This window comes from Clostridium nigeriense, from assembly GCF_050585265.1.
GTDB classification, from domain to species: domain Bacteria; phylum Bacillota; class Clostridia; order Clostridiales; family Clostridiaceae; genus Clostridium; species Clostridium nigeriense_B.
Genome location: NZ_JBNOOE010000027.1, coordinates 1 through 21,644 on the forward strand (window position 1 = coordinate 1; position 21,644 = coordinate 21,644).

19 protein-coding genes and 1 riboswitch are annotated in these 21,644 nt (G+C 27.7%); of the genes, 1 reads left to right on the plus strand and 18 read right to left on the minus strand.

Annotated elements, in window-relative coordinates:
• Window positions 1–116 precede the first annotated feature (116 nt).
• The 13 genes from ACQPVP_RS16200 to ACQPVP_RS16260 form a co-directional block, all read right to left on the minus strand.
• Entirely contained in the window at window positions 117–914 is a 798-nt protein-coding gene (locus tag ACQPVP_RS16200; protein ID WP_430851699.1) for an RnfABCDGE type electron transport complex subunit B, read from the minus strand.
• 12 nt (window positions 915–926) lie between these two features.
• Entirely contained in the window at window positions 927–1,505 is a 579-nt protein-coding gene (gene rsxA / locus ACQPVP_RS16205) for an electron transport complex subunit RsxA (RefSeq protein ID WP_430851701.1), read from the minus strand.
• Window positions 1,506–1,519: 14 nt separating this feature from the next.
• A complete protein-coding gene (gene rsxE, locus ACQPVP_RS16210) occupies window positions 1,520–2,233 on the minus strand; it encodes an electron transport complex subunit RsxE (protein WP_430851703.1) in 714 nt (237 codons plus the stop codon).
• Window positions 2,234–2,254: 21 nt separating this feature from the next.
• Entirely contained in the window at window positions 2,255–2,869 is a 615-nt protein-coding gene (locus tag ACQPVP_RS16215; RefSeq protein ID WP_430851705.1) for an RnfABCDGE type electron transport complex subunit G, read from the minus strand.
• Between the two features lie 5 nt (window positions 2,870–2,874).
• The gene (locus tag ACQPVP_RS16220; protein ID WP_430851707.1) at window positions 2,875–3,765 is read right to left on the minus strand and encodes an RnfABCDGE type electron transport complex subunit D; all 891 of its coding nucleotides are present in this window, start codon (window positions 3,763–3,765) and stop codon (window positions 2,875–2,877) included.
• 30 nt (window positions 3,766–3,795) lie between these two features.
• Complete coding sequence (locus tag ACQPVP_RS16225; protein WP_430851709.1) at window positions 3,796–4,728, minus strand: 4Fe-4S dicluster domain-containing protein; 933 nt, start codon at window positions 4,726–4,728, stop codon at window positions 3,796–3,798.
• Between the two features lie 214 nt (window positions 4,729–4,942).
• Window positions 4,943–5,869, minus strand: a complete 927-nt coding sequence (locus ACQPVP_RS16230) for a tetratricopeptide repeat protein (RefSeq protein WP_430851711.1) — start codon at window positions 5,867–5,869, stop codon at window positions 4,943–4,945.
• 10 nt (window positions 5,870–5,879) lie between these two features.
• Window positions 5,880–6,218 carry a hypothetical protein gene (locus ACQPVP_RS16235; RefSeq protein ID WP_430851713.1) on the minus strand — a complete coding sequence of 113 codons (339 nt, stop codon included), beginning with the start codon at window positions 6,216–6,218 and terminating at the stop codon, window positions 5,880–5,882.
• Window positions 6,219–6,408: 190 nt separating this feature from the next.
• Window positions 6,409–8,640 (minus strand): AAA family ATPase, encoded by a 2,232-nt coding sequence (locus ACQPVP_RS16240; protein WP_430851715.1) that lies wholly within the window; start codon window positions 8,638–8,640, stop codon window positions 6,409–6,411.
• A 1-nt stretch (window position 8,641) separates the two neighbouring features.
• A complete protein-coding gene (locus tag ACQPVP_RS16245) occupies window positions 8,642–8,941 on the minus strand; it encodes an ATP-dependent Clp protease adaptor ClpS (RefSeq protein ID WP_430851717.1) in 300 nt (99 codons plus the stop codon).
• A gap of 175 nt (window positions 8,942–9,116) precedes the next feature.
• Complete coding sequence (locus ACQPVP_RS16250; protein WP_430851719.1) at window positions 9,117–10,430, minus strand: APC family permease; 1,314 nt, start codon at window positions 10,428–10,430, stop codon at window positions 9,117–9,119.
• Between the two features lie 70 nt (window positions 10,431–10,500).
• A riboswitch (Lysine riboswitch) is annotated at window positions 10,501–10,674 on the minus strand.
• A gap of 59 nt (window positions 10,675–10,733) precedes the next feature.
• A complete protein-coding gene (locus ACQPVP_RS16255) occupies window positions 10,734–13,169 on the minus strand; it encodes a heavy metal translocating P-type ATPase (RefSeq protein WP_430851721.1) in 2,436 nt (811 codons plus the stop codon).
• Between the two features lie 156 nt (window positions 13,170–13,325).
• On the minus strand, window positions 13,326–14,132 hold the full coding sequence (locus ACQPVP_RS16260; RefSeq protein WP_430851723.1) for a cation diffusion facilitator family transporter: 807 nt from the start codon (window positions 14,130–14,132) through the stop codon (window positions 13,326–13,328).
• A 399-nt stretch (window positions 14,133–14,531) separates the two neighbouring features.
• On the opposite strand from ACQPVP_RS16260, the gene ACQPVP_RS16265 reads away from it, so the two are divergent.
• A complete protein-coding gene (locus ACQPVP_RS16265; protein WP_430851725.1) occupies window positions 14,532–15,845 on the plus strand; it encodes a VanW family protein in 1,314 nt (437 codons plus the stop codon).
• 94 nt (window positions 15,846–15,939) lie between these two features.
• On the opposite strand, the gene ACQPVP_RS16270 is transcribed toward ACQPVP_RS16265, so the two are convergent.
• The 5 genes from ACQPVP_RS16270 to ACQPVP_RS16290 all read right to left on the minus strand — a co-directional run bounded on the left by ACQPVP_RS16270 (window position 15,940) and on the right by ACQPVP_RS16290 (window position 21,641).
• Window positions 15,940–17,142 carry an NAD(P)/FAD-dependent oxidoreductase gene (locus ACQPVP_RS16270; protein WP_430851727.1) on the minus strand — a complete coding sequence of 401 codons (1,203 nt, stop codon included), beginning with the start codon at window positions 17,140–17,142 and terminating at the stop codon, window positions 15,940–15,942.
• 138 nt (window positions 17,143–17,280) lie between these two features.
• Complete coding sequence (locus tag ACQPVP_RS16275) at window positions 17,281–18,930, minus strand: hypothetical protein (protein WP_430851729.1); 1,650 nt, start codon at window positions 18,928–18,930, stop codon at window positions 17,281–17,283.
• Between the two features lie 2 nt (window positions 18,931–18,932).
• On the minus strand, window positions 18,933–19,715 hold the full coding sequence (locus tag ACQPVP_RS16280; RefSeq protein WP_430851731.1) for an ABC transporter ATP-binding protein: 783 nt from the start codon (window positions 19,713–19,715) through the stop codon (window positions 18,933–18,935).
• A 63-nt stretch (window positions 19,716–19,778) separates the two neighbouring features.
• Complete coding sequence (locus ACQPVP_RS16285) at window positions 19,779–20,753, minus strand: aromatic acid exporter family protein (protein WP_430851733.1); 975 nt, start codon at window positions 20,751–20,753, stop codon at window positions 19,779–19,781.
• Window positions 20,754–20,765: 12 nt separating this feature from the next.
• Window positions 20,766–21,641 carry a radical SAM/SPASM domain-containing protein gene (locus tag ACQPVP_RS16290; protein ID WP_430851735.1) on the minus strand — a complete coding sequence of 292 codons (876 nt, stop codon included), beginning with the start codon at window positions 21,639–21,641 and terminating at the stop codon, window positions 20,766–20,768.
• Window positions 21,642–21,644: the final 3 nt, after the last annotated feature.

Below are 21,644 nucleotides of genomic sequence, written 5' to 3' on the forward strand. Positions count from 1 at the left end.
TTTTAATCTTAAATTTTATCCACAACTAATAATAGAAAAACCCTCTGTTTTTAAACAGGGGGTTTTTCAACAAACTGTAAAATAGATGTTACACAAATTGTGTAACATCTATTTTTCTATCTTAAAAATATATTTTTTATTGCACCTGTTGGACACTTTTTAGTACAAATTTGACAATTTACACATTTATCATAATCTACCTTAGCCAAATTATTAACTACATGGACAGCATCCTTAGGACAGTTTCTTTCACATAATTTACATCCTATACAAGCTGATGAACAATTTTCTTTAACCTGTCTTCCTATTTCAATATTATTACACTCTACTCTTATCTTCTTTGAAACAGGGACAGATTCAATAAGTCCCTTTGGACAAATGTTTATACAAGCTCCACAGTTTGTACATTTATCTATATTAACTTTAGCAATTCCATTAACGATATCTAATGCACCAAATTCACACACATTAACACAACTACCAAGACCTAAGCAACCATATGAACATGCTTTAAAACCTCCATCTATCATAAGAGAAGCTGTAAGGCAATCACTCACGCCTTCTAAATCATATCTTGCTTTTGCTGATTTGCAATTTCCATTACACTTTACAAAAGCAGTCATCTTTTCAGTAGAATCTACTTTTATTCCTAAAACTTCACCGATATCTTCTGCTGTTTTTGCTCCTCCTACAGAACACAAGTTAGGCTTTACACCTTCCATTACTACAGCTTCTGCATAGGCATCACACCCAGCAAAACCACAACCTCCACAGTTTGCTCCTGGAAGACACTCTCTTAATTTTGGTATTTTAGGATCTACTTTTACTTCAAAAGCTTTTGATGCAAAACCTAATAGTATTCCAAACACTAATCCTAAAATTCCTAAGCTTAAAGTTGCATATAAAATACTCATACTAAACCTCCCCTAGTGAATTAATCCTTGGAATCCTAAAAAGGCAATTGACATTAAAGCTGCTGTAAATAATGTAATTGGTAACCCTCTTAGAACAACTGGTATATTTTCATTATTATCTACTCTCTCTCTAATAAAGGATAAAAGTACTATAGATAACATGTAACCCGATGCAGCACCTAATCCATTTACTACTGATTCTATAAAATTATATCCTTCTTGAATATTTAATGTAGCCATACCCAAAACAGCACAGTTTGTAGTAATAAGTGGTAAATATATACCTAGAGCCTTATGAAGTGCTGGAGATAATTTTTTCATAGCCATTTCTACAAATTGAACCAAAGCTGCTATAACTAATACATTAGCTATTGTATTTAAATATTCAATTTCAAATCTAACTAATATTTGTGTATATACAAGCCATGACATTATTGAAGCTAATGTCATAACAAAGGTAACAGCTAATCCCATACCTACTGCTGCATCTTTTTTCTTAGAAACTCCAAGGAATGAACATATCCCTAGGAATTTTGAAAGTACAAAGTTATTTACTAGCATTGATGCTATAAAAATCATAAATAATTCCATCAGTTCCACCCCTCTTAGTTTTTATTATTATCTTTAATTTCTATTCCTGAAGTACTAGTACAAGATCCAGCCCCACATCCAGAACAACTTCCACAGTTGTGTTCTAAAGATTTAACCTTTTCACCAGTTTTTTCTGCTTTTTTCATATTATAAGCATTTAAAACTGCCATAAGCCCACCTAAAGTAAAAAAGGCACCTGGTGCTAATATCATAATAGAAGCAGGTTTAATAGTTTCTGGAATAATTTGAATTCCTAAAATTTGTCCTGCACCTAATATTTCCCTAAATGTTCCAATTAGGAATAGCGCTATAGTAAATCCAAGACCCATTCCAATGGCATCAAAAATTGATGGCAATATTGGATTTTTTGAAGCATACGCTTCAGCTCTACCCAATATTATACAGTTAACAACTATTAATGGTATAAATATTCCAAGTGAAGCATAAAGGCTTGGAACATATCCTTGAATTAACATATCAACTATAGTAACGAAAGAAGCAATAACTACTATATATGCAGGTATTCTTATCTTATCTGGAACTAATTTTCTTATTGCTGAAATCATCATATTAGAAAATATTAATACAACAGTTGAAGCTAACCCCATTCCTAAAGCATTTTTTGCATTAGTTGTAACTGCTAGAGTAGGACACATAGCTAACACTTGTACAAAAATTGGATTTTCAGTAATTATCCCATTTTTCAATCTTTCAATTAACTTATTCATTGCTTTCCTCCTAATTTAATATTAATTTTCACTAGCTCCTGTATTTGCATCAGTATCTTCCTTTGACTCTACTACTTCTCCCTTTATCTTTTCTAAATAGAAAGTAATAGCTTCATTAACTGCATTTACAGCTGCTTTACTTGAAGTTGTAGCTCCTGATATAGCTTCTACTTCAGTATCTTTATTAGGAGTTACCTTAACAACTTCTAAATAACCTGTTGCTGGCTTGTCTTCAAATCTTGAAATAAATTTATCCTCTGATATCTTAGCTCCAAGACCTGGTGTTTCACTATGAGATAAGACTTTAACTCCTGAAACAGTATCATCCTTTGAAATAGCAACAACAAAATCTACAGCTCCATGGAAGCCTTTGCTAGTTACTTTTAAAACATATCCTATAACATCACTACCACTTACTGCTTCATATATTTCCTTTACATTGCCTTCTGCATCTAATTCAATGTCCATATCTTGAATTTTTTCTGCTTCTGGCATTATATAACTTAAATCTTCTTTACTTATTTTAGAATTTTCTATAATTGCTTCTTTAGTCAAATCATTTGCAAAACCTAGCAATAGTCCTGCTATCATAGTTATTATTAGAAGGATTCCTCCTAGCTTAAAATTTTCTTTCATCTTTCTTAAGCCTCCTTCTTAACCTTATATTTTTTTGTTGTAAGATAATCTATAAGAGGAGCAAATAAATTCATAATTATTATTGCATAATATGGACCTTCTGGATTAAATCCTTTAACAGCAATAATAGATGCACAAACCCCTGCCATTACTCCAAATATGTATTGCCCTACTTTTGTCATTGGTGTTGTGCCATAGTCAGTAGTCATAAATATTGCTGCTACGAAAAAGGCTCCTGGCAATAATAAGTCTTTTTCAAATATATTATACATAACCATTGCTGATAAAATAAAAGCAATAGGTCCTCTTAAACTAATTCTTCCTCTAAGTGCTAAATAAAGTCCACCTAAACATAACGCTAAAATAGATACTTCTCCAATACTCCCTGATGGTTGACCTATAATCTTATCTATTAACGGTACTACAACATCTGCTGCTTCTGATGCTGAAGAAGTTGCATCTGTTACCGGTTTAGCCATAACTCCAGCCCATGATGCTATTAAAAAGGCCTTAGTAGCTGCTGCAGGATTCATAAAATTTTGTCCAAATCCTCCAAAGAACTGCTTTACAACTACAGTAGCAAAAACAGAACCTATAATTGGTATCCATAACGGAACATACGTTGGCATAATTAAAGCTAATATTATACCTAATACTATTGGACTTAAATCAGTTAAAAATGTTGTCTTCTTCACAAATTTATTCCATAATCCTTCAGCTATAATACTAGTTAATACTGTAGTAATAATTATTTTAACAGCATCTATCTTATAAAAATAAATACCTGCAATTATTGCTGGAATTAATGCTATTATAAAGTCTATCATTATCTTATTAATCCCAAGACCTTTTTTTATATAAGGTGCTGGTGATATTTTAAGATTTTTATTTTCCACACTTTTCACTCCTATTCAATTTTATAATAATTAATTAAATGATTTTGCAGTTTTTATAGTTTGTGCAATTTCCAGATTAGAAGGGCATATGAAACTACATAAACCACAATCTATACATTTTTCCCCACCAAACTTTATAAACTCTTCTTTTTCATTTCTCTTATAAAGATTCATTAACTTAATTGGATTTAATCCTTCAGGACACACTCTTAAACATTTTGCACAGTTAATACAGCTGAAATTTTCTTTAGATGGTAAGTCTTTTTCACTTAAGAATAATAAACCCTTAGATTCAATACTAACAATAGAATTTAAATCATATATAGGCGTACCATTTAAGCTTCCACCGTTTATTACCTTAATAAGTTCTTCCTCTTTACCATTTAAAGTTTCAAAAATCTCTTTATAGGTGTTGCTCTTATTTATAATAAGTACTTTATTTCCTTTAACTGCACTTCCATACACTGTAACAAAACCTTCTACTGATTTCCCTAATAAAGACTGTCCAAGCCTAATTATATCTAAAATATCATACACTATAACATCTTTACTATTTCCATAAGCTTTTGAAATTATCTTATCCTCATATAAATCAGTTATAGTTGGCACCTTAATAACTTGTCCAAATTCATTTAGATAATTAATCAAAGTTTTGTCTTTCTTGTTAATTACAAACTTTACTTCATTTAATGACTTAATTTTTTCTAATCCCTTCTTAAGTTCTTCTTTTCTTTCATTTACTATAATTCCATATCCATTTAAATTAGGTTGAAAACTAAATGCCTTTATTACAACCTTTTTACCTTTATTATTTTCATAAGGTATACTTAAACTTTTATCAATTTCATTATCATCTAATTCTTCTGAATTAATTTTTTTTGATAAAACATCTGATAAATTAGTATCCTTTAATGCAAACATTTCATTACAAACACTTACATTATTAAAAAGATTACTTAACACTATAAAAACCTCCACTTATAAAGTATTTGCCATTATTTATACTTATAATAGTATAATAGACGAACATTTTTATATTATCATATTTGTCGTTACCTAACAACTTCTCTAATTTATTTACCGATAATTTTCTTGTAAAATTTAAATTTAATTATATTTTTGTTAAAATATTTTCACATTTTATTATTTTCTAATATATTAAAATAGTAAGCCTATATTAAAGCTTACTATTTAAATAATCATTATATTCTCTTAAAACTCTTAAATTATCTAATTCACTATCTTTTTTCATATATTCTAAAAATAACTCATTTAATTCAATACTCTTTATTAAATCTTTCATAGCACCTTTTAAGTTATTTATATTTACATAAAAACAGCATCTATTGTAATATAAAAAACTTGCTTCTGGGTTATTTTCAATTCCCTCAGATATAACTTGTATAGCAGTATTAAAATCTTTCTTTTCTCTATAAATAACCGCTAAGTTTAAATAACTATATGGATAATTTGAATTTTCTTTTATAGATTTAATATAATATTCCTTTGACTCCTCTTCTTTGTTTATATCTCTCATTAATACTCCCATATTGAATAAAATTCTAAAATTATTAGGATCTATTTCTAATGCCTTTTGCATATAAACTAAAGCTTTATCATAATTACCAATTTCCTCATAAATACAACCTAAATTAGCATTAGCCCATAAATCTTCAGGAACTAACTCAAGAGTTTTATTATAATATTTAATAGCATTATCTCTATCATTAAGTTCATCATATGCATTAGCTAAAAAGAAATATGCTCTGTCATATTTGTTGTCTAAAAAAATAGCCTTTTTATAAAATTCTATTGCCTCTTCTAAAAATCCATCTTCATCATATAAAACTCCTAATCCATAATAGGCTCTAGGATCCTTATTATCTATTTCAATTACTTCTCTATATTTTTCTTCAGATAATTCTTTATATCCAAGCTTATCATATAAAAGTGCTATATCTAAAACTAATTCAATATCGAATTTTCCCTCTTCAAATCTGTATGCTTTTTTATAAAATTTCAGAGCTTTTACATATTCTTTTTCTGTGATAAATCCTCTTGCTATATTTATATAATTTTCAAAAAGATATTTTTTATTTGACATTTTTACCTCATTACTCATCTATAGAATTATTTATTCCCTCGGAAATTACATTAAAGAAAAAATACTCAATAATACAAATAAAAATAATAGTTATTAAAACATTCATCTTAAAAAATATTGAAGCTGAAGCTAAAAAAATATATATAGCTCCTTCAAGAAGTAGTACCTCTCCTATCCATTTTGAAAACACTTCTATATCCTTTATTTTTTCTATACTAAAATCCTTATTTATATAATTAAAGCCTTCTATTATTGACTTTAATATTAATAATTTCTTCTTTACTGCAACAATCCCACCTGTTATAAGCTCTATAACTCCCCATATCAATAGTAATATATTAAAAATCAAAACTAATCCCTCCATTTAAATGCATTTATATATCTAATTTATATTTTATAATATATGTAAAGTTTTTTAAACTAAATAACAAAAAAAGCAGTAAATATGTTATATTAGTTGCTCTAACACAATATATTTACTGCTAAAACTAAAGGTATTAATTCATAATTCATCAAAATTATGAGTTTTTATGATTTTCTTATATATTTTTCTTAAACTTATTATCTTCTATAACTATCCTGCACTTGCCACCATTTGATAATTCACCAAATAATAATTCATCTACTAGTAAAGGTTTTATTTCAGAGTTTATAACTCTCATTATTTCTCTAGCTCCAAACTCTCTAGATAATCCTTTTTTACTAATAAAGTCAACTGCCTCTTTACTAAAGCTTAATTCAATGTTTTTTTCCTTAAGTTTATCTATAAACTTATTTAATTCCTTATTAGCAATTTCTAAAGCCATTTCGCTATTTATTTGATTAAATACAATTACCTTATCTAATCTATTTCTAAATTCAGGGGTAAAGGCTCTTTTAACCTCATCACCTATAGCTTCTATATTTATTGATCCCCTACCAAAGCCTACTAAATTCTTTCCAATATCTCTTGCTCCAGCATTTGAAGTCATTATTAAAATTACATTTCTAAAATCTGCTTTTCTACCTTTGTTATCAGTTAATGTAGCATAGTCCATAACTTGTAATAATACACTTAAAATATCTGGATGAGCTTTTTCTATTTCATCTAATAGTAATACAGAATTGGGTTTCTTTTTAATAGTATCAGTTAATAATCCACCTTCTTCATATCCTACATATCCTGGTGGAGAACCTATAAGCTTAGCAGCTGCATGTTTTTCTCCATATTCACTCATATCAAACCTTACTAGTTCAATTCCTAAAGTTTTTGATAATACTTTTGCTATTTCAGTTTTACCAACTCCTGTAGGTCCTACAAAAAGCATAGATGCTACTGGTTTATTTTCATCATTCAATCCTGCTCTAGACATTTTAATGCATCTAGTAACTTCCTCAATGGCTTGATTTTGTCCAAAAATATTATTTTTAAGTTCTTCTTCTAATATCTTTAATGAATTTATTTCAGTGTTTTCAATAGTCTGTTTAGGTATCTTACATATCTTAGATATTATTTCTTCTATAACTATTTCATCTACTATACCATCTGAATATTTTTCTCTATTAATATCTATAAAGGCACCTGCTTCATCTATAATATCAATAGCTTTATCTGGTAAGAATCTATCATTAATATACTTATCACTTAAATTAACTGCAGATTTTAAAGCTTCTTCTGTATATTTTACATTATGATACTCTTCAAAATTTTCTTTTATTCCATCTAATATATTTATTGTTTCATCTATAGATGTTTCTTTTACTTCTATAACTTGAAACCTTCTGACTAAAGCCTTATCTTTTTCAAAATATTTTTTATAGTCATCATAAGTAGTAGCTCCAATAAATCTTATTTTTCCTTCCAATAAATATCCTTTAATTAAACTTCCTCCATCTAAAGAACTCCCATTTAAAGCTCCTGCTCCAACTATATTATGGATTTCATCTATATATACTATTGGATTTTCATAAGTCTTAATTTCATCTAATATTTGCTTAATTCTTTCTTCAAAGTCGCCTCTATACTTAGTTCCTGCAAGAATTGTACCTATATCTAAAGAAAAAATCTCAGCATTTTTCAATTTATCTGGAACATTTCCTTCTTTTATTAACTTTGTAAGTCCCATAGTTATTGCAGTCTTCCCAACCCCTGGTTCTCCAATATGAATTGGATTATTTTTTGTCCTTCTGCAAAGTACTTGTATAGTCCTATCAATTATATCTTTTCTTCCTACTAAAGGATAATTATCTTCTTCATCAATTAACTCAGTTAAATTAGTACAGAAATTATTTACTATACTTTTTTCTTTTTTCTCTTCACTTTTATTAACTTTAATTATTTTTATTGCATCCTTAGCTAAATCATCTTCTTCTGATTTATTATGAGAAAGTTCAAATAACAGTTCTTGCTTACTTATACCTTGCTTTTCTAAATAATATACAGCATGACTATCCTTCAAAGCATAAATTGCTGAAATTACATGCTCCAAAGCAACAAAATTTCTTTCACTAAAAGCTGCTTGCTGAGTTGCTACAATTAATATATTCTTAATTCCAAAACTTTCTTCTGGCTCTCCATCTTCTAACTTATCTACATATTCGTCAATGTAACTATTTAAATCACTCTTTAACTCATCTACATCACCATTTAACTTAACTATTACTTCTTTGAAAGTATCTTCTTCCAAAGCACTTAAAAGTAAATGTTCAGGTGTAACATATTCACTTTTATTTTCTTTTGCTGTGCCATACGCCCTTAGTAAAACATCTCTCACTATTTTACTTATATCCATTTTAATCCTCCTCTACTGTAAGTTTAAATGGAAATCCTTCCTCTTTAGCCATTATCATTGCTTTATTAGCCTTTGAAATTGCTATGTCATAAGGATATATACCTGCTATACCCTTTCCACTTTTATGGACCTCCATCATAATTTTATTAGCTTCCTCTAAACCTTTATTAAATATTATATTTAAAATTGCAACTACAAACTCCATAGTCGTAAAATCATCATTATGCATAATAACATTATATTTCCTTGGTTCCTCTATTTTAATATTAGTTCTTTCAATTACTTTTGAATTAGTTTCCAAATCTATTCCTCCAACTTCTCTTTGTTAAGTATAAGAAAGAAAAATAATCTTATTTGATATTTATTATATATTATATTATTTATAGTTGCAAAATACCATGTACTTTCATTACTATTTTTCAATTAATTATTTAAAAAGCAAAATAACCTCATCTTAAACAAGACGAGGTCATTTCTTATTTATTTTTATGATGATTATATACGTAAAATGGTATACCTATTAGCATTAATAAGAATCCCCACATTACTATTTCTTCACCTGAACCATATATAGTCCATAATGCATAAACAAAAGCTAATAATGGTATTAAAGATTTTTTAATAAATATACTTAAAGTTATTTTTCTTTCATCCTTAAATAAAAGCATCATTTCAGCAGCAGCAGTCATTAAATATACTGGTAAAAATGCTAATGTAGCTAATATTGTTATAAAAGTAAATGTATCCACCATACTCTTTTGGTAATTCATAATTAGCAATATATTAACTAAAACAGCTCCTATAACTAAAGAATTTACAGGAGTTCCATACTTTGGACTTAACTTTCCAAAAGCCTTTGGAAAAACTCCATCTTCACCTGCTGCATATGCTACTCTTGCAGTAGATAAAAGCCATCCTATAGTAGTTCCTAATATACATATTACCACTGCTAAAGCTAATGGTTTTCCTATAGCTGGGCCTAATACTTTCGATAGTATATCAGTCAGAGGAGCTGAACTTGATGCAAGTTCAGCATTAGACATAACTCCCATGCTTGCTACACTAATTAATATATAAATTATAGAAGAAATTATTAATCCATATATAGTACTTTTTCTAATATTTTTTTCTGGGTTACTTATTTCTCCAGCAGTTACTGTTGCACTTTCTAATCCTACAAAGGCCCATAAAGTTGAAGTTGCTGCAAGAGAAACTGTATTAAGTCCCTTATCAGCTGGAATCAATGGTAAAAGATTAGAGCTATCAAAGTTAACTAAAGCAACTATTATAAAAAAAGCAAAAAAAACTATTTTAAATACTGTCGCAAAGGATTGAATTTTCCCAGCTTTTTTTACACCTATAATATTAATAAAAGTAAAAATCCACAAGATAGAACTTGTAAAAACAATTGATATTATAGGATTATTTAAAGCAGGTATTAAAGCTGAACTATAGCTTGCTATTGAAACTATTATAGCTGCATTTCCAATCCATGATCCATTCCAATATAACCAAGCATTTAAAAATCCTGCAAATTCCCCAAATGCCTCTTTAGTATATTGATAAGCCCCACCTGTAGAAGGATATTTAGAACCTAAATTAGAAAAGGATACTGCTATTAGTATAGATCCTATAGTCGTTAATATCCATGCAATTATAGTCGCTAACGGACCTGAAACCTCTGCTAATGTTGCTGGTAACATAAATACTCCTGAACCAATCATATTACCACACACTAGCATTGTTGCCATAAATAATGTAATTTCTTTTTTCATTTGTTTTTCTTTCATTTTTTTCTCCTAAAAAAATAAGCTCAAAGAATAATCTTTGAGCTTGTATTTGTTACAAAACTTAACCAACCACAAAGATAGCGCTCCACAATTTTATTGTGACAGTTTTGCATATATTCTATACAAAACCAGCATATAACCATTAAGCTAAGATATATACTTCGGCAATAACTCCTTTCATAATTAAATCATCGTGCTTACCTCATTAATACTACTATTAATTATTGCAACCTCTATCTACTCGTTTTATTTTTACTATATAATTTTATCAAAATTTCTACATATGTCAACTTATTTCTACCTTTATATATTTGCTTTAAAGTTTCTAAGTCTTAAAGCATTTAATAATACTGACACTGAACTTAAACTCATAGCTCCAGCAGCTATCATAGGATTTAATAGTGGTCCACCAAATATATGAAGAATTCCCATAGCAACTGGTATTCCTAATACATTATATGCAAAGGCCCAGAATAAATTTTCTTTAATATTATTAATAGTTGCTTTACTTAATTGGATAGCTTTTATAACATCTAATAGATCACTTTTCATTAATACTATATCTGCCGATTCCATTGCAACATCTGTTCCAGATCCTATTGCTATTCCAATATCTGCTTGAACTAATGCTGGTGCGTCATTAATACCATCTCCAACCATAGCAACTTTTTTATTTCCTTCTTGAAGCTTTTTAACTTCATTAGCTTTATCTTCTGGTAAAACTTCCGCAAGAACTATATCTATTCCAACTTCCTTAGCTATTGCCTTTGAAGTTCTTTCATTATCTCCTGTTATCATAGCAACACTTATTCCCATTTTATGAATAGCATCAATAGCTTTTTTGCTATTTTCTTTAACGGTATCAGCAACAGCTACTATTCCTTCTAAACTGTTATTTATTGATAAGAACATCGGTGTTTTTCCATCTTCAGCAAGCTTATTAGATTTTTCTTCAAAGTTATCTAAATCTATATTTCTATCAATCATTAATTTCTTATTACCTAAAATAATGACTTTATCTTCTATTTTAACCTCTATTCCATGACCTGCTATAGCATTAAATTCTTCTATATTTTTAAACTCAAGATTTTTTTCCTTAGCAGCTCTTACAATAGCCTCTCCTAATGGATGTTCAGATCCTCTTTCCGCACTAGCTGCTAATATAAGAATTTCATCATCACTTAAATTTTTAGTAATTATATCAGTTACTTTTGGTTTTCCTTCTGTTATAGTCCCAGTTTTATCAAAAACTATAGTTTGAATTTTATATGCAGTTTCTAAAGCTTCTCCACCTTTTATTAAAACTCCATTTTCAGCTCCCTTACCGGTACCAACCATAATTGCTGTAGGAGTAGCTAATCCAAGAGCACAAGGACACGCTATTACTAAAACTGAAATAAATATTGTTAATGCAAAAACAGTAGATTCCCCTGAAATATACCATCCTAATGCAGCTACAATAGCTAGTGTAATAACAGTTGGAACAAAGTAAGCTGAGATAACATCTGCAAGTTTTGCTATTGGAGCTTTTGTTCCTTGAGCATCTTCAACTAATTTTATGATTTGTGCTAGAGCAGTATCATCACCAACTTTAGTTGCTTTATATTTAATAAATCCTGATTTATTAATACTTGCACCAACAACCTTGCTTCCTATTTCCTTTTCTACAGGCAAGCTTTCACCAGTAAGCATAGATTCATCAATAGAAGTATTACCTTCAACTACTTCACCATCTACTGGTAATTTCTCACCTGGCTTAACTATTACTATATCGCCTACCATAACTTCTTCAATAGGAACTACCATCTCATTATCATTTCTAATTATATTGGCTGTTTTTGGTGCAAGGCCCATTAACTTTTTAATAGCTTCAGATGTCTTTCCTTTTGATACAGCCTCTAAATATTTTCCTAAAGTTATTAAAGTTAAAATAACAGCAGCAGATTCAAAATATAAATGCATTGCATAATCAGTATTTCCAATAGAAATTTTATATATAGCAAAAAATCCATATATAATAGCAGCAGAAGTCCCTATTGCAATTAGTGAGTCCATATTAGGGCTTAGTTTAAATAAATTTCTAAATCCAACAATGTAAAATCTATAACCAAATATAATTACTGGTATAGTTAAAAGTAATTGAGCTATGGCAAAATTCATAGGATTCATCATAGGATCTATAAAATTTGGTAAATGCATACCTACCATATGCCCCATGGAGATTATTAATAATGGCACTGTAAATATAATAGATAAAACAAATCTATACCAAAGCTTTTTATATTCTGGAATTTTCTTTTCGGAAATATCCTTTTTTTCATCTATTACTAAATTGTATCCTGACTTTTGAACTACTTCTTTAATTTTATTTATATTAATCTTGTCTTCATCAAAAGTAATATTAAGTTTTTCTGTAGCAAAATTAACAGAAGAATTTATAACGCCATCAGCTTTTTTTGTTACTCTTTCAACTCTATTAGCACAAGCTGAGCAAGTCATACCTTCCACTTTTAAACTATAGCTTTTCAAATTTTTTTGAACTCCATAGCCAGCTTTCTCAATAGCCTTTTCTATTTCCGAGCCATTTACCTTATCACTATCGTATTTTACACTTAATGTTTCATTTGCAAAATTTACATTTGCATTGCTAACTCCTTCAAGTTTACCTACAACCCTTTCAACTCTATTTGCACATGCTGAACATGTCATTCCTGTAATTCTTAATTTTTCATCTTTCATATTACTCTCCTTCCACCCACCCCCTGGGGGTGTGGTATAATTTTATTATACTCTCCTATTTATCTTTGTCAATAATAATTATCAATATACAAAATAAAAATGCACTTTAATGTTTTAGGTTATTAAGTCTAAAACATTAAAGTGCATTCATAATAATTATATTGCCCACTTTTTATTCTTAGTAAATGAAATATTTAACCATTTTTTTAAGTCAAAGTGATTTGTATTATTATCAATAATTTCTCTTACCTTATCCATATCCTCTACAGATTTAATTTTAGAGTTGTTTGAAACTATAAAATCAATTTCTATTCTAAGCTCTCGTCCTACTTTTGCTACCCTTGCTACAGAATCTTCTAATTTATACTCCATTTCTATTTCTTTTACAAGTTCTCTAATATCACCATTAATTTCATCATCTGCAGTTGAATTAATAAGTTCTTTAAAAGCATCTACAGCAGAAGTTATAGGCATTTTTAAGAATATACTAGAAGATAAAATTACCATACCAGGATCTACATATTTAGATAAGCTAGATAGTCCAATATATTTTAATAAAATAGAAATTATAAATCCTATTAATACTCCAACACTTAACATAGCATCCATAAGCCATTGATTACTCTCAGCTTTTACTATTTCAGAATTAAGATTTTTCGATGATTTTTTCATATATAAATAAACCCATGTGCATCCAATAGAAGAAATTATCGCATATCCTAATGCAAACCCTTCTTCAACATTATTTCCACCATTTATAACTTGACTTATAGCCGAAAATAACGTAATTGAACACATTATCAAAAGTACAAGTGACTTAATAATAACTATTACTGGTTCTAACGTAGATTTACCAAAAGGATAATTTTTAAAATCCTTTTTATTAATAAAATTAGTTGCACTAATTGCAAACAAGGCTAGTCCTAGGCTTATTAATGAATATAATCCATCAAAACTAATCATTTCTGAGTTTATCGCTCATCCCCATGCAATACCTAAGACAGCGAAGAACAAGCCACCAAAGGCCGAGAATTTAAGAATTTTGTTTTCCGCTTTCATAATATCACTCCTCTAAAAAATTTCTTATTTACATTTTACTACTTTATATTCTTAATCTCTATTCATTAACGTAATCTATTTCTTATATTAATATGGTTATTTTATATTTTTCCATTTTATATGAAAAGCATAAAAGTACTTATTACCAATAATATTTATACCAAATAAAAAAATTATCTTTATCTAAGGATAATTTTTATATAAATTGTAACCCCCCCCAAATTTTATTGAAATTATTAACATTTGGAGTTAAACTATATATGTCTTTATAAGGACAAACTAATTAATAGAGGGTTGGTACTTATGGAAAATAATAATCTTAACACCGAAACACAAAAGAAAGTTGTAGAAGAACCACATAAAAATGCAATTTTCACTCCAAAAGTCTGGAAATCTATCTTTATAATAGCCTTAGTCTTTGTAATGGGAATAGGCTTTTGGTTTTATAAAAATATTACACTAATCAATAGTTATGCCGATAAGGTTTATCCTGGAGCTTCTATATTAAACAAAGATTTAACAGGATTTAATAATAATGATCTACATAACACTTTAGTTTCTTTATTTAATGATATTTCTAACAAAAAAATATCTGTAAATGCAAATGGTCAAAGCTTTAATATTTCTTATAAAGATTTAGATGCAAGCATTAATTATGATGAACTTGAAGAAAAAATTATAACTTTTGGAAAAAATCAAGGATTTTTTACTAAACTAAACTTAATTAAAAATCCTGAAAACAGAGCATATGAATTTGAAATTTTATTCAATGATGAAAATTTAACTTCATTTGTATCTATCATATCTGATTCAGTAGATGTTTCCCCTACCAATGCTTCTGTTAATATATCAGGTGGAAGTATTAATATATCAAGTGATTCTACTGGACTTAAATTAAATTCATCAGAATTATTAGATACTATAAAAAATAAAATTAAAGATATGAATACTCCAGAAGTAATTGAAGTAACTGGTGATGTTGAAGTTGTTGAAGCTGATATTACATCTAGTTCTTTAGGGAATGTTAATAAGAAAATTTCATCATATACAACTAATTATAAATCAGGAGCAAGTGGAACAAATCTTCAAATAGCAGCTAAGAATATAGATAACACTATTGTTATGCCAGGAGAAACTTTCTCTACAGAAAAGGCTATTGGCCCAACAACTCTAGCTAATGGATTTGTTGAAGCCAATACATATGTTGCTGGAAAAGTAGTTCCTGGCGTTGGTGGAGGAGTTTGTCAAGTTGCTTCAACTTTATATAATACTATGCTAAGAGCTGGAATAATTCCTACTGAAAGATTAAACCATATGATGAAGGTTTCTTATGTTCCTATAGGACTTGATGCAACTTTAGCTGACAACTTAATAGATTTAAAATTTGTAAATGAATTTGACTATCCTATAGTTATAAATTCATATGCGTCTAACGGAAGCTTAACTATTGAATTCTGGTGTAATGATTCAGTAACGAATGGTATAACTTACGAACCAGTTTCAGTACCTTTAAGTGATTTAAGTGCTGACACTTATCTATATGGATATGACTCTAATGGAGAGTTAGTAGTTAATAAATATTTAGACAGAAGTACCTATCAACCACTTCCAAATTAAAAAGGTTGCCCCATGGCAACCTTTTTAATTAATAATAAAGAATTAATGATATAATTGACTATAAATTATCAAAAATACCAATTTCAACTCTTAATTACTCTTGCATTCCCGATAAATATCCTGTTGAAAAAGCCATTTGAAGATTATATCCACCAGTTTCAGCATCTATATCTATAACCTCTCCAGCAAAAAATAGATTCTTAATTATCTTAGATTCCATAGTAGATGAATTAATTTCCTTAACACTTACTCCACCACTAGTTACCATAGCACCTTTAATTGTAATGGTATCTTCAACTGTTAAATTCATTTCCTTAATATACTGAATTAATTTCAATTCATCTTCCTTTTTCAGTTCAGATACTTTCACCTCATTTAAATTTAAAATATTTAATATTTCTTTTATAAAATTTTGAGGTAAATATTGCTTTAAGTTATTTAATATACTCTTACTATTACCTCTAATTATATTAGATAATTCATCTTTATTGATTTCTGGTAAAAAATCAATTTTTATTTCTACTTCTCTATCCTTTAATATTTTATTTATGTAAGAAGAAAATTTAAGGACTCCTGGCCCTGATATCCCAAAGTGAGTAAAAATCATGTCACCTTGTCTTTCTATTCTTTTCTTTTTTATCATAGTACTAATAATAACTTCCTTCATAGCTATACCTTGAAGATTTTTAATAAATCCTTCTTTTATAACTAATGGGATTAAAGCTGGATATAAAGTATTTATCATATGCCCATGTTTTTTTAATATATCAAACATACTTCCATCAGAACCTGTAGTTGGATAGCTCTTACCTCCAGTAGTAATAATTACTTTATCAGCCAAAACCTCTTTGCCTTCATCAGTAACTACACCTTTTACTATATTCTCTTCTACTATTAAGTCATTAATTTTAGTATTATAATATATTTTTACATCATTTTTCATAAGATCTCTTTTAAAAATCTCGATTACTTCATCTGCCTTATCACTTTTAGTAAATACCTTTTGATCATATTCAACCTTATACTCTAATCCCTTACTTGAAAAATAATCTAAAAGACTAATATTAGAAAAAGTATATAAAGCACTATATAAAAATTTTTTATTTGTAACTATTTTTTCAAAAAACTCTTCTATATCTCTATTATTAGTAATATTACACCTTCCACCGCCGGTAAGCTTTAGCTTCTTACCAATTTCGTTATTTCTTTCAATTAAAATAACTTCATTATTTTTTGAAGCTGATAACGCAGCCATAATACCTGCAGGACCAGCTCCAACAACTATAACCTTTGCCATAATGTATCTCCTTAATTTCATCTATAATCTTTAAAATCTATTATATACTAAAAATAAAAAGTGTGAAATATAATCGTAGCCTTTATATAAAGAATATAAATACTATATTTCACACACTTCTTAAAACCTATATTATTTTTAGCTCTTTAATTTAGACTTAGAAATTTCAAATGCAAACTTCCATAAAATCCAATCAATTGTCATTAAGACAATTAAATATATAATAATTCCTAAAGTAGATTTACTAATTGCAAAATGAATGCTAAATACTAGTATAATACCTGCAAGTGATACTAGCAAAGCTAATAAACCTTCTCCCCCATTAGTTGCTTCAAACTTTTTTGAAAATGGGAACTCCTTCTTTAAAGTTGCAAAATTTATTATAATTAATAATATAAAAGATAAAAACGCTATAATTAAATGAATTATTACTTTAGGTTCAAATATTATAATAAATATTACTGAAATAATAATATAAGGTACTAGCATAAGCTTATATATTGCACCCTTAATAACACCTCTAAATATAGATGAAGTATTCTTTATTGGTGCAATTTCATATATCCATGCTCCTAAATATCTCTCTGAATACCTAAGCATAACTATTATATTAGGAATTACAAATGCAAAAGTATAAATTGAAAAATAAGATCTTGAATTTCTTAAACCTTCAAAGATTCCACTTGGATTATTTCTATCTATTCCTATAAGCATAAAAATTATAGGGAATACTACTCCTAGAGATAAGCTTGGATATATTTTAAGCTTAAACTCTCTTTCAGAATTCATAATTTCAAGAGAAAAATTAAAAAAGGCCCTTTCTGTATTATCCTTACAGAGTAGATTATTTATCTTTATTAATAATCTACTCTTTTCCTTTATTTTCTCATCATTATTATTTAATTTTTGAAGATTCTTTTCAAAGGCTTGTGATAATTTTAAATATATAAGCATTGAAAATATCGGAACAACCATTGCTAATATACTCATAATAACTTTAATTATAGTTATCCCTTCCCCTGAAATAATTGAAAGTGGAGCTGCAAACCACATCGAAGGTATTAAAAGGTGCCATAATTTTTCTTCATATCTAAAATTAAATATATCTACAAATTCAAATATTCTAGGTACTATTTGATAACTTACAACCATAAATATACTTAATCCGATTTGAACAAAATTTATTATATCCTTAAGTTTTTCACCATCAAAAAACTTTAAAACTAAAAGATAAGCCAAAGCTGTAACTATTATCATAAATATATCTATTAATACTATCTCCAATAGAAATACTAAAAAATAACTAATTCCATATCTAAAAGATACTATAAAAGAAACCCCAACTAAAGCTAAAGTTAAGTAAATCATATATATGAATACATGAGTAATTTTTGCTGCATTTATAGTTTTACTATCAATACCTCTAGTAGATATAATATTTTTATCTCTTACATCTAATATTACATAAGAAAAGTCAGAAATAAAAATAGTTAAAATCATAAACATTATTGCTGAAAAATATATTGACATTACATACATTTTATTAATATCAAAAACAAGCATCAGTCCTATAAAGACTCCAAAAATAGCATATAAAATTAGTGCTTTGTAAAACTCATTAGAGTCTTCCTTTTTCTTCTTAGCATCATTAAAAACAGTTGCTTTTCTTCTTCCATCCATAGTTAGCTTTGTATTTAATATTAATCTAAACATATTATAGTCTACTCCAGCTTTTTTATATAAACCTGATAGCTTATCTATAACCTTTAAAACTTTAAACTCTTTCATAGTTATACCTCTTTAACCACTGATATAAAGTTTTCTGCTAACTCCTTATACTCGTGGAAACCAGTAACCTCATTAAATATATTTTCAAGGGAGCTTTCTTTATAGTTATTTTTTAACTCTTCAAAATTACCATCAGCAACTATTTCACCATTATTAATTAAAATAATTCTATCACTTATTTTTTCTACAACCTCCATAATATGAGATGAATAAAATATTGTTTTTCCTTCTTCTGCAAGATGAGCTAATATCTCTTTAATTATCATTACACTATTAGCATCTAAACCACTTAAAGGTTCATCTAAAAATAAAATTTCTGGATTATGCATTAAGCTAGAAATAAGAATAAGCTTTTGCTTCATGCCTTTTGAGTAGGACGAAATCCTTTTACCATAGGAATCTATTATACCTAAGATATCCATTAACCTTCTTGCTTTTTCATCTGCCTTATCATAGTCAATTCCATATAGTTGTCCTACAAATGTTAAGTATTCCTTTCCAGTTAAACTATCATATATTTCTGGAACTTCAGGTACATATCCTATTTTTTTCTTATAACTTTCATCACCTTTAGAAACTTCTTCTCCAAATATCTTTATTTCCCCGCTATATCCTGTAATTAGTCCCATAATCAACTTCACAGTAGTGCTTTTACCTGCTCCATTTGGACCAATATATCCAATTATACTTCCTTTATTCACTTTTAAATTAATACCCTTTAGCACTTCTTTTGATCCAAAACTTTTTCTTAAGTCTACTAATTCTAAAACTGTGTTACTATCCATTTTTACACCTCCATAAATAATTTTACAGTAAATTTATTTAATTGTAAATTTTTACTATAAATATCAATTACTATTATTATACAAATTATAATTTAAAACAAAATTACTTTTAATTCTTAATAAGTCTTCCATATCATTCAAAAACTGTAATAATTGAGCTCTATTTTCAAACTCCTCCCTAGTTTTTGGTAAAGCCATTTGTTTAAAATCTAATTTTATTTCCTCTAATTCTTTTAATAGTTCCTTACAATCATTTGTATCTTTAACTTGATCAGCAACACTTTTAGTAAATTTAGCTATCATATATGTTTGTTCAAAAGACATATAAAACTTTTCAAAATGCGATCTTAACTTTTTTATAATATCAAACTGACTTTTTCTCATATTCATATAATCAACATAATATGAGTCACTTTTTAAAATATTATTATTTGCTATTTTATATGCTCTTTCTATACTTTCATTTAACCTTTTTTCTATATCCCTAACTATCCACTCTTCATCTCTATCAACTGAATAGGTTAAAAGAGACTTAGACATTTTAGATAAAATCACTCTGTAACTTTTTTCTATATATTCCTTATCTTCATTAAACTGCTTATGTAATGAAGGCATAAATAAATTTGCAATTGATGCAATTCCTACACCTATTATCATTATTAGCAGTTCATTTATTACCCAATATAATGTTATTTCATCTGCTACAAGTAAGTGGGTAGATAGAACTACCGCTGGTACCATTCCTTCTGATATTTTAAATCTTGATGTTATAGGTATAAATAGTAAAAGGAATACTGCAAAAGTAAATGAGTTTTGCCCTAAAAATTTATAAATTATTACAGATAATAATATTGCTATTATACATGCTACTATTCTATTTTTTCCAACAATTAATGATTTTTTCCTTGTATCTTGAATGCTTAATATAGCTATAACAGCTGCTACAGCTGAAAATTGTAGATTCAAAATATTTGCTAATATTAAAGCAATAGTAGCAGATATAGACATTTTAAAAGCTAAATTATATATATATTTCAAATTATCACCTCTCTAATTAAAATGTCTTTTTGCATACCCACATCTCTTACAAAGTTCTTCTACTGCACGCCTTCTTGAAAAACCATCATAAATGTTTCTAGCTCTTTTTGAATTAATTATATCTTCTAAATCTTCTTTAAATATATTCCCTAATGGTATATTACCTTCACTATCTAAGCAACAAGGTACTACTGTTCCATCTAATAATATTCCTATTTGATCCCTTAATCCATGACAAAATACTTCTTCACTTATTAGAGAAATATTTGAATCTGGCCAACTAAATTTTTCTGCCATATTTAAATACACTCTATCTTTAAGTTTTATTCCTCTTTTTTCTATTAATGCATCAACTAATGAAAATTCAATATTTAATTTATTTTCTATTATTTTTATTATTTTCAAATTTAAATTATTGTTAGCTTTTAGATCTTCGCTATCTATATTCCATAATCTAAGAGCACATATTATATCACTTTTTTCATTTGCTTCATTAATAAAGTTTAGAACATTATTTAAGTAATCATAAAAATCTATATTATTTTCATTTGCTTCAAAGCTATGAAGAGAAATATTAACTTGTCTAACTGATCCTGAATTTATTAAAACTTCTTTTACATTATTAATTAAGGTTCCATTAGAGGTAATATTAACTTTTATATTTTCCTTTTTAGCTATATTAAGAAAACATTCTAAGTTTCTATTTAAAAATGGTTCCCCCATTAAATGAAGATATATATGATTTGTATATCTTTTCACCTTATTAATTATTTTATCAAAACTATCAACATCCATAAATCCTAACTTTCTACTTGTTTTAGGACAAAAATTGCAACTTAAGTTACATATATTTGTTGTTTCTATATATATTTTTTTAAATCTTACCATTCC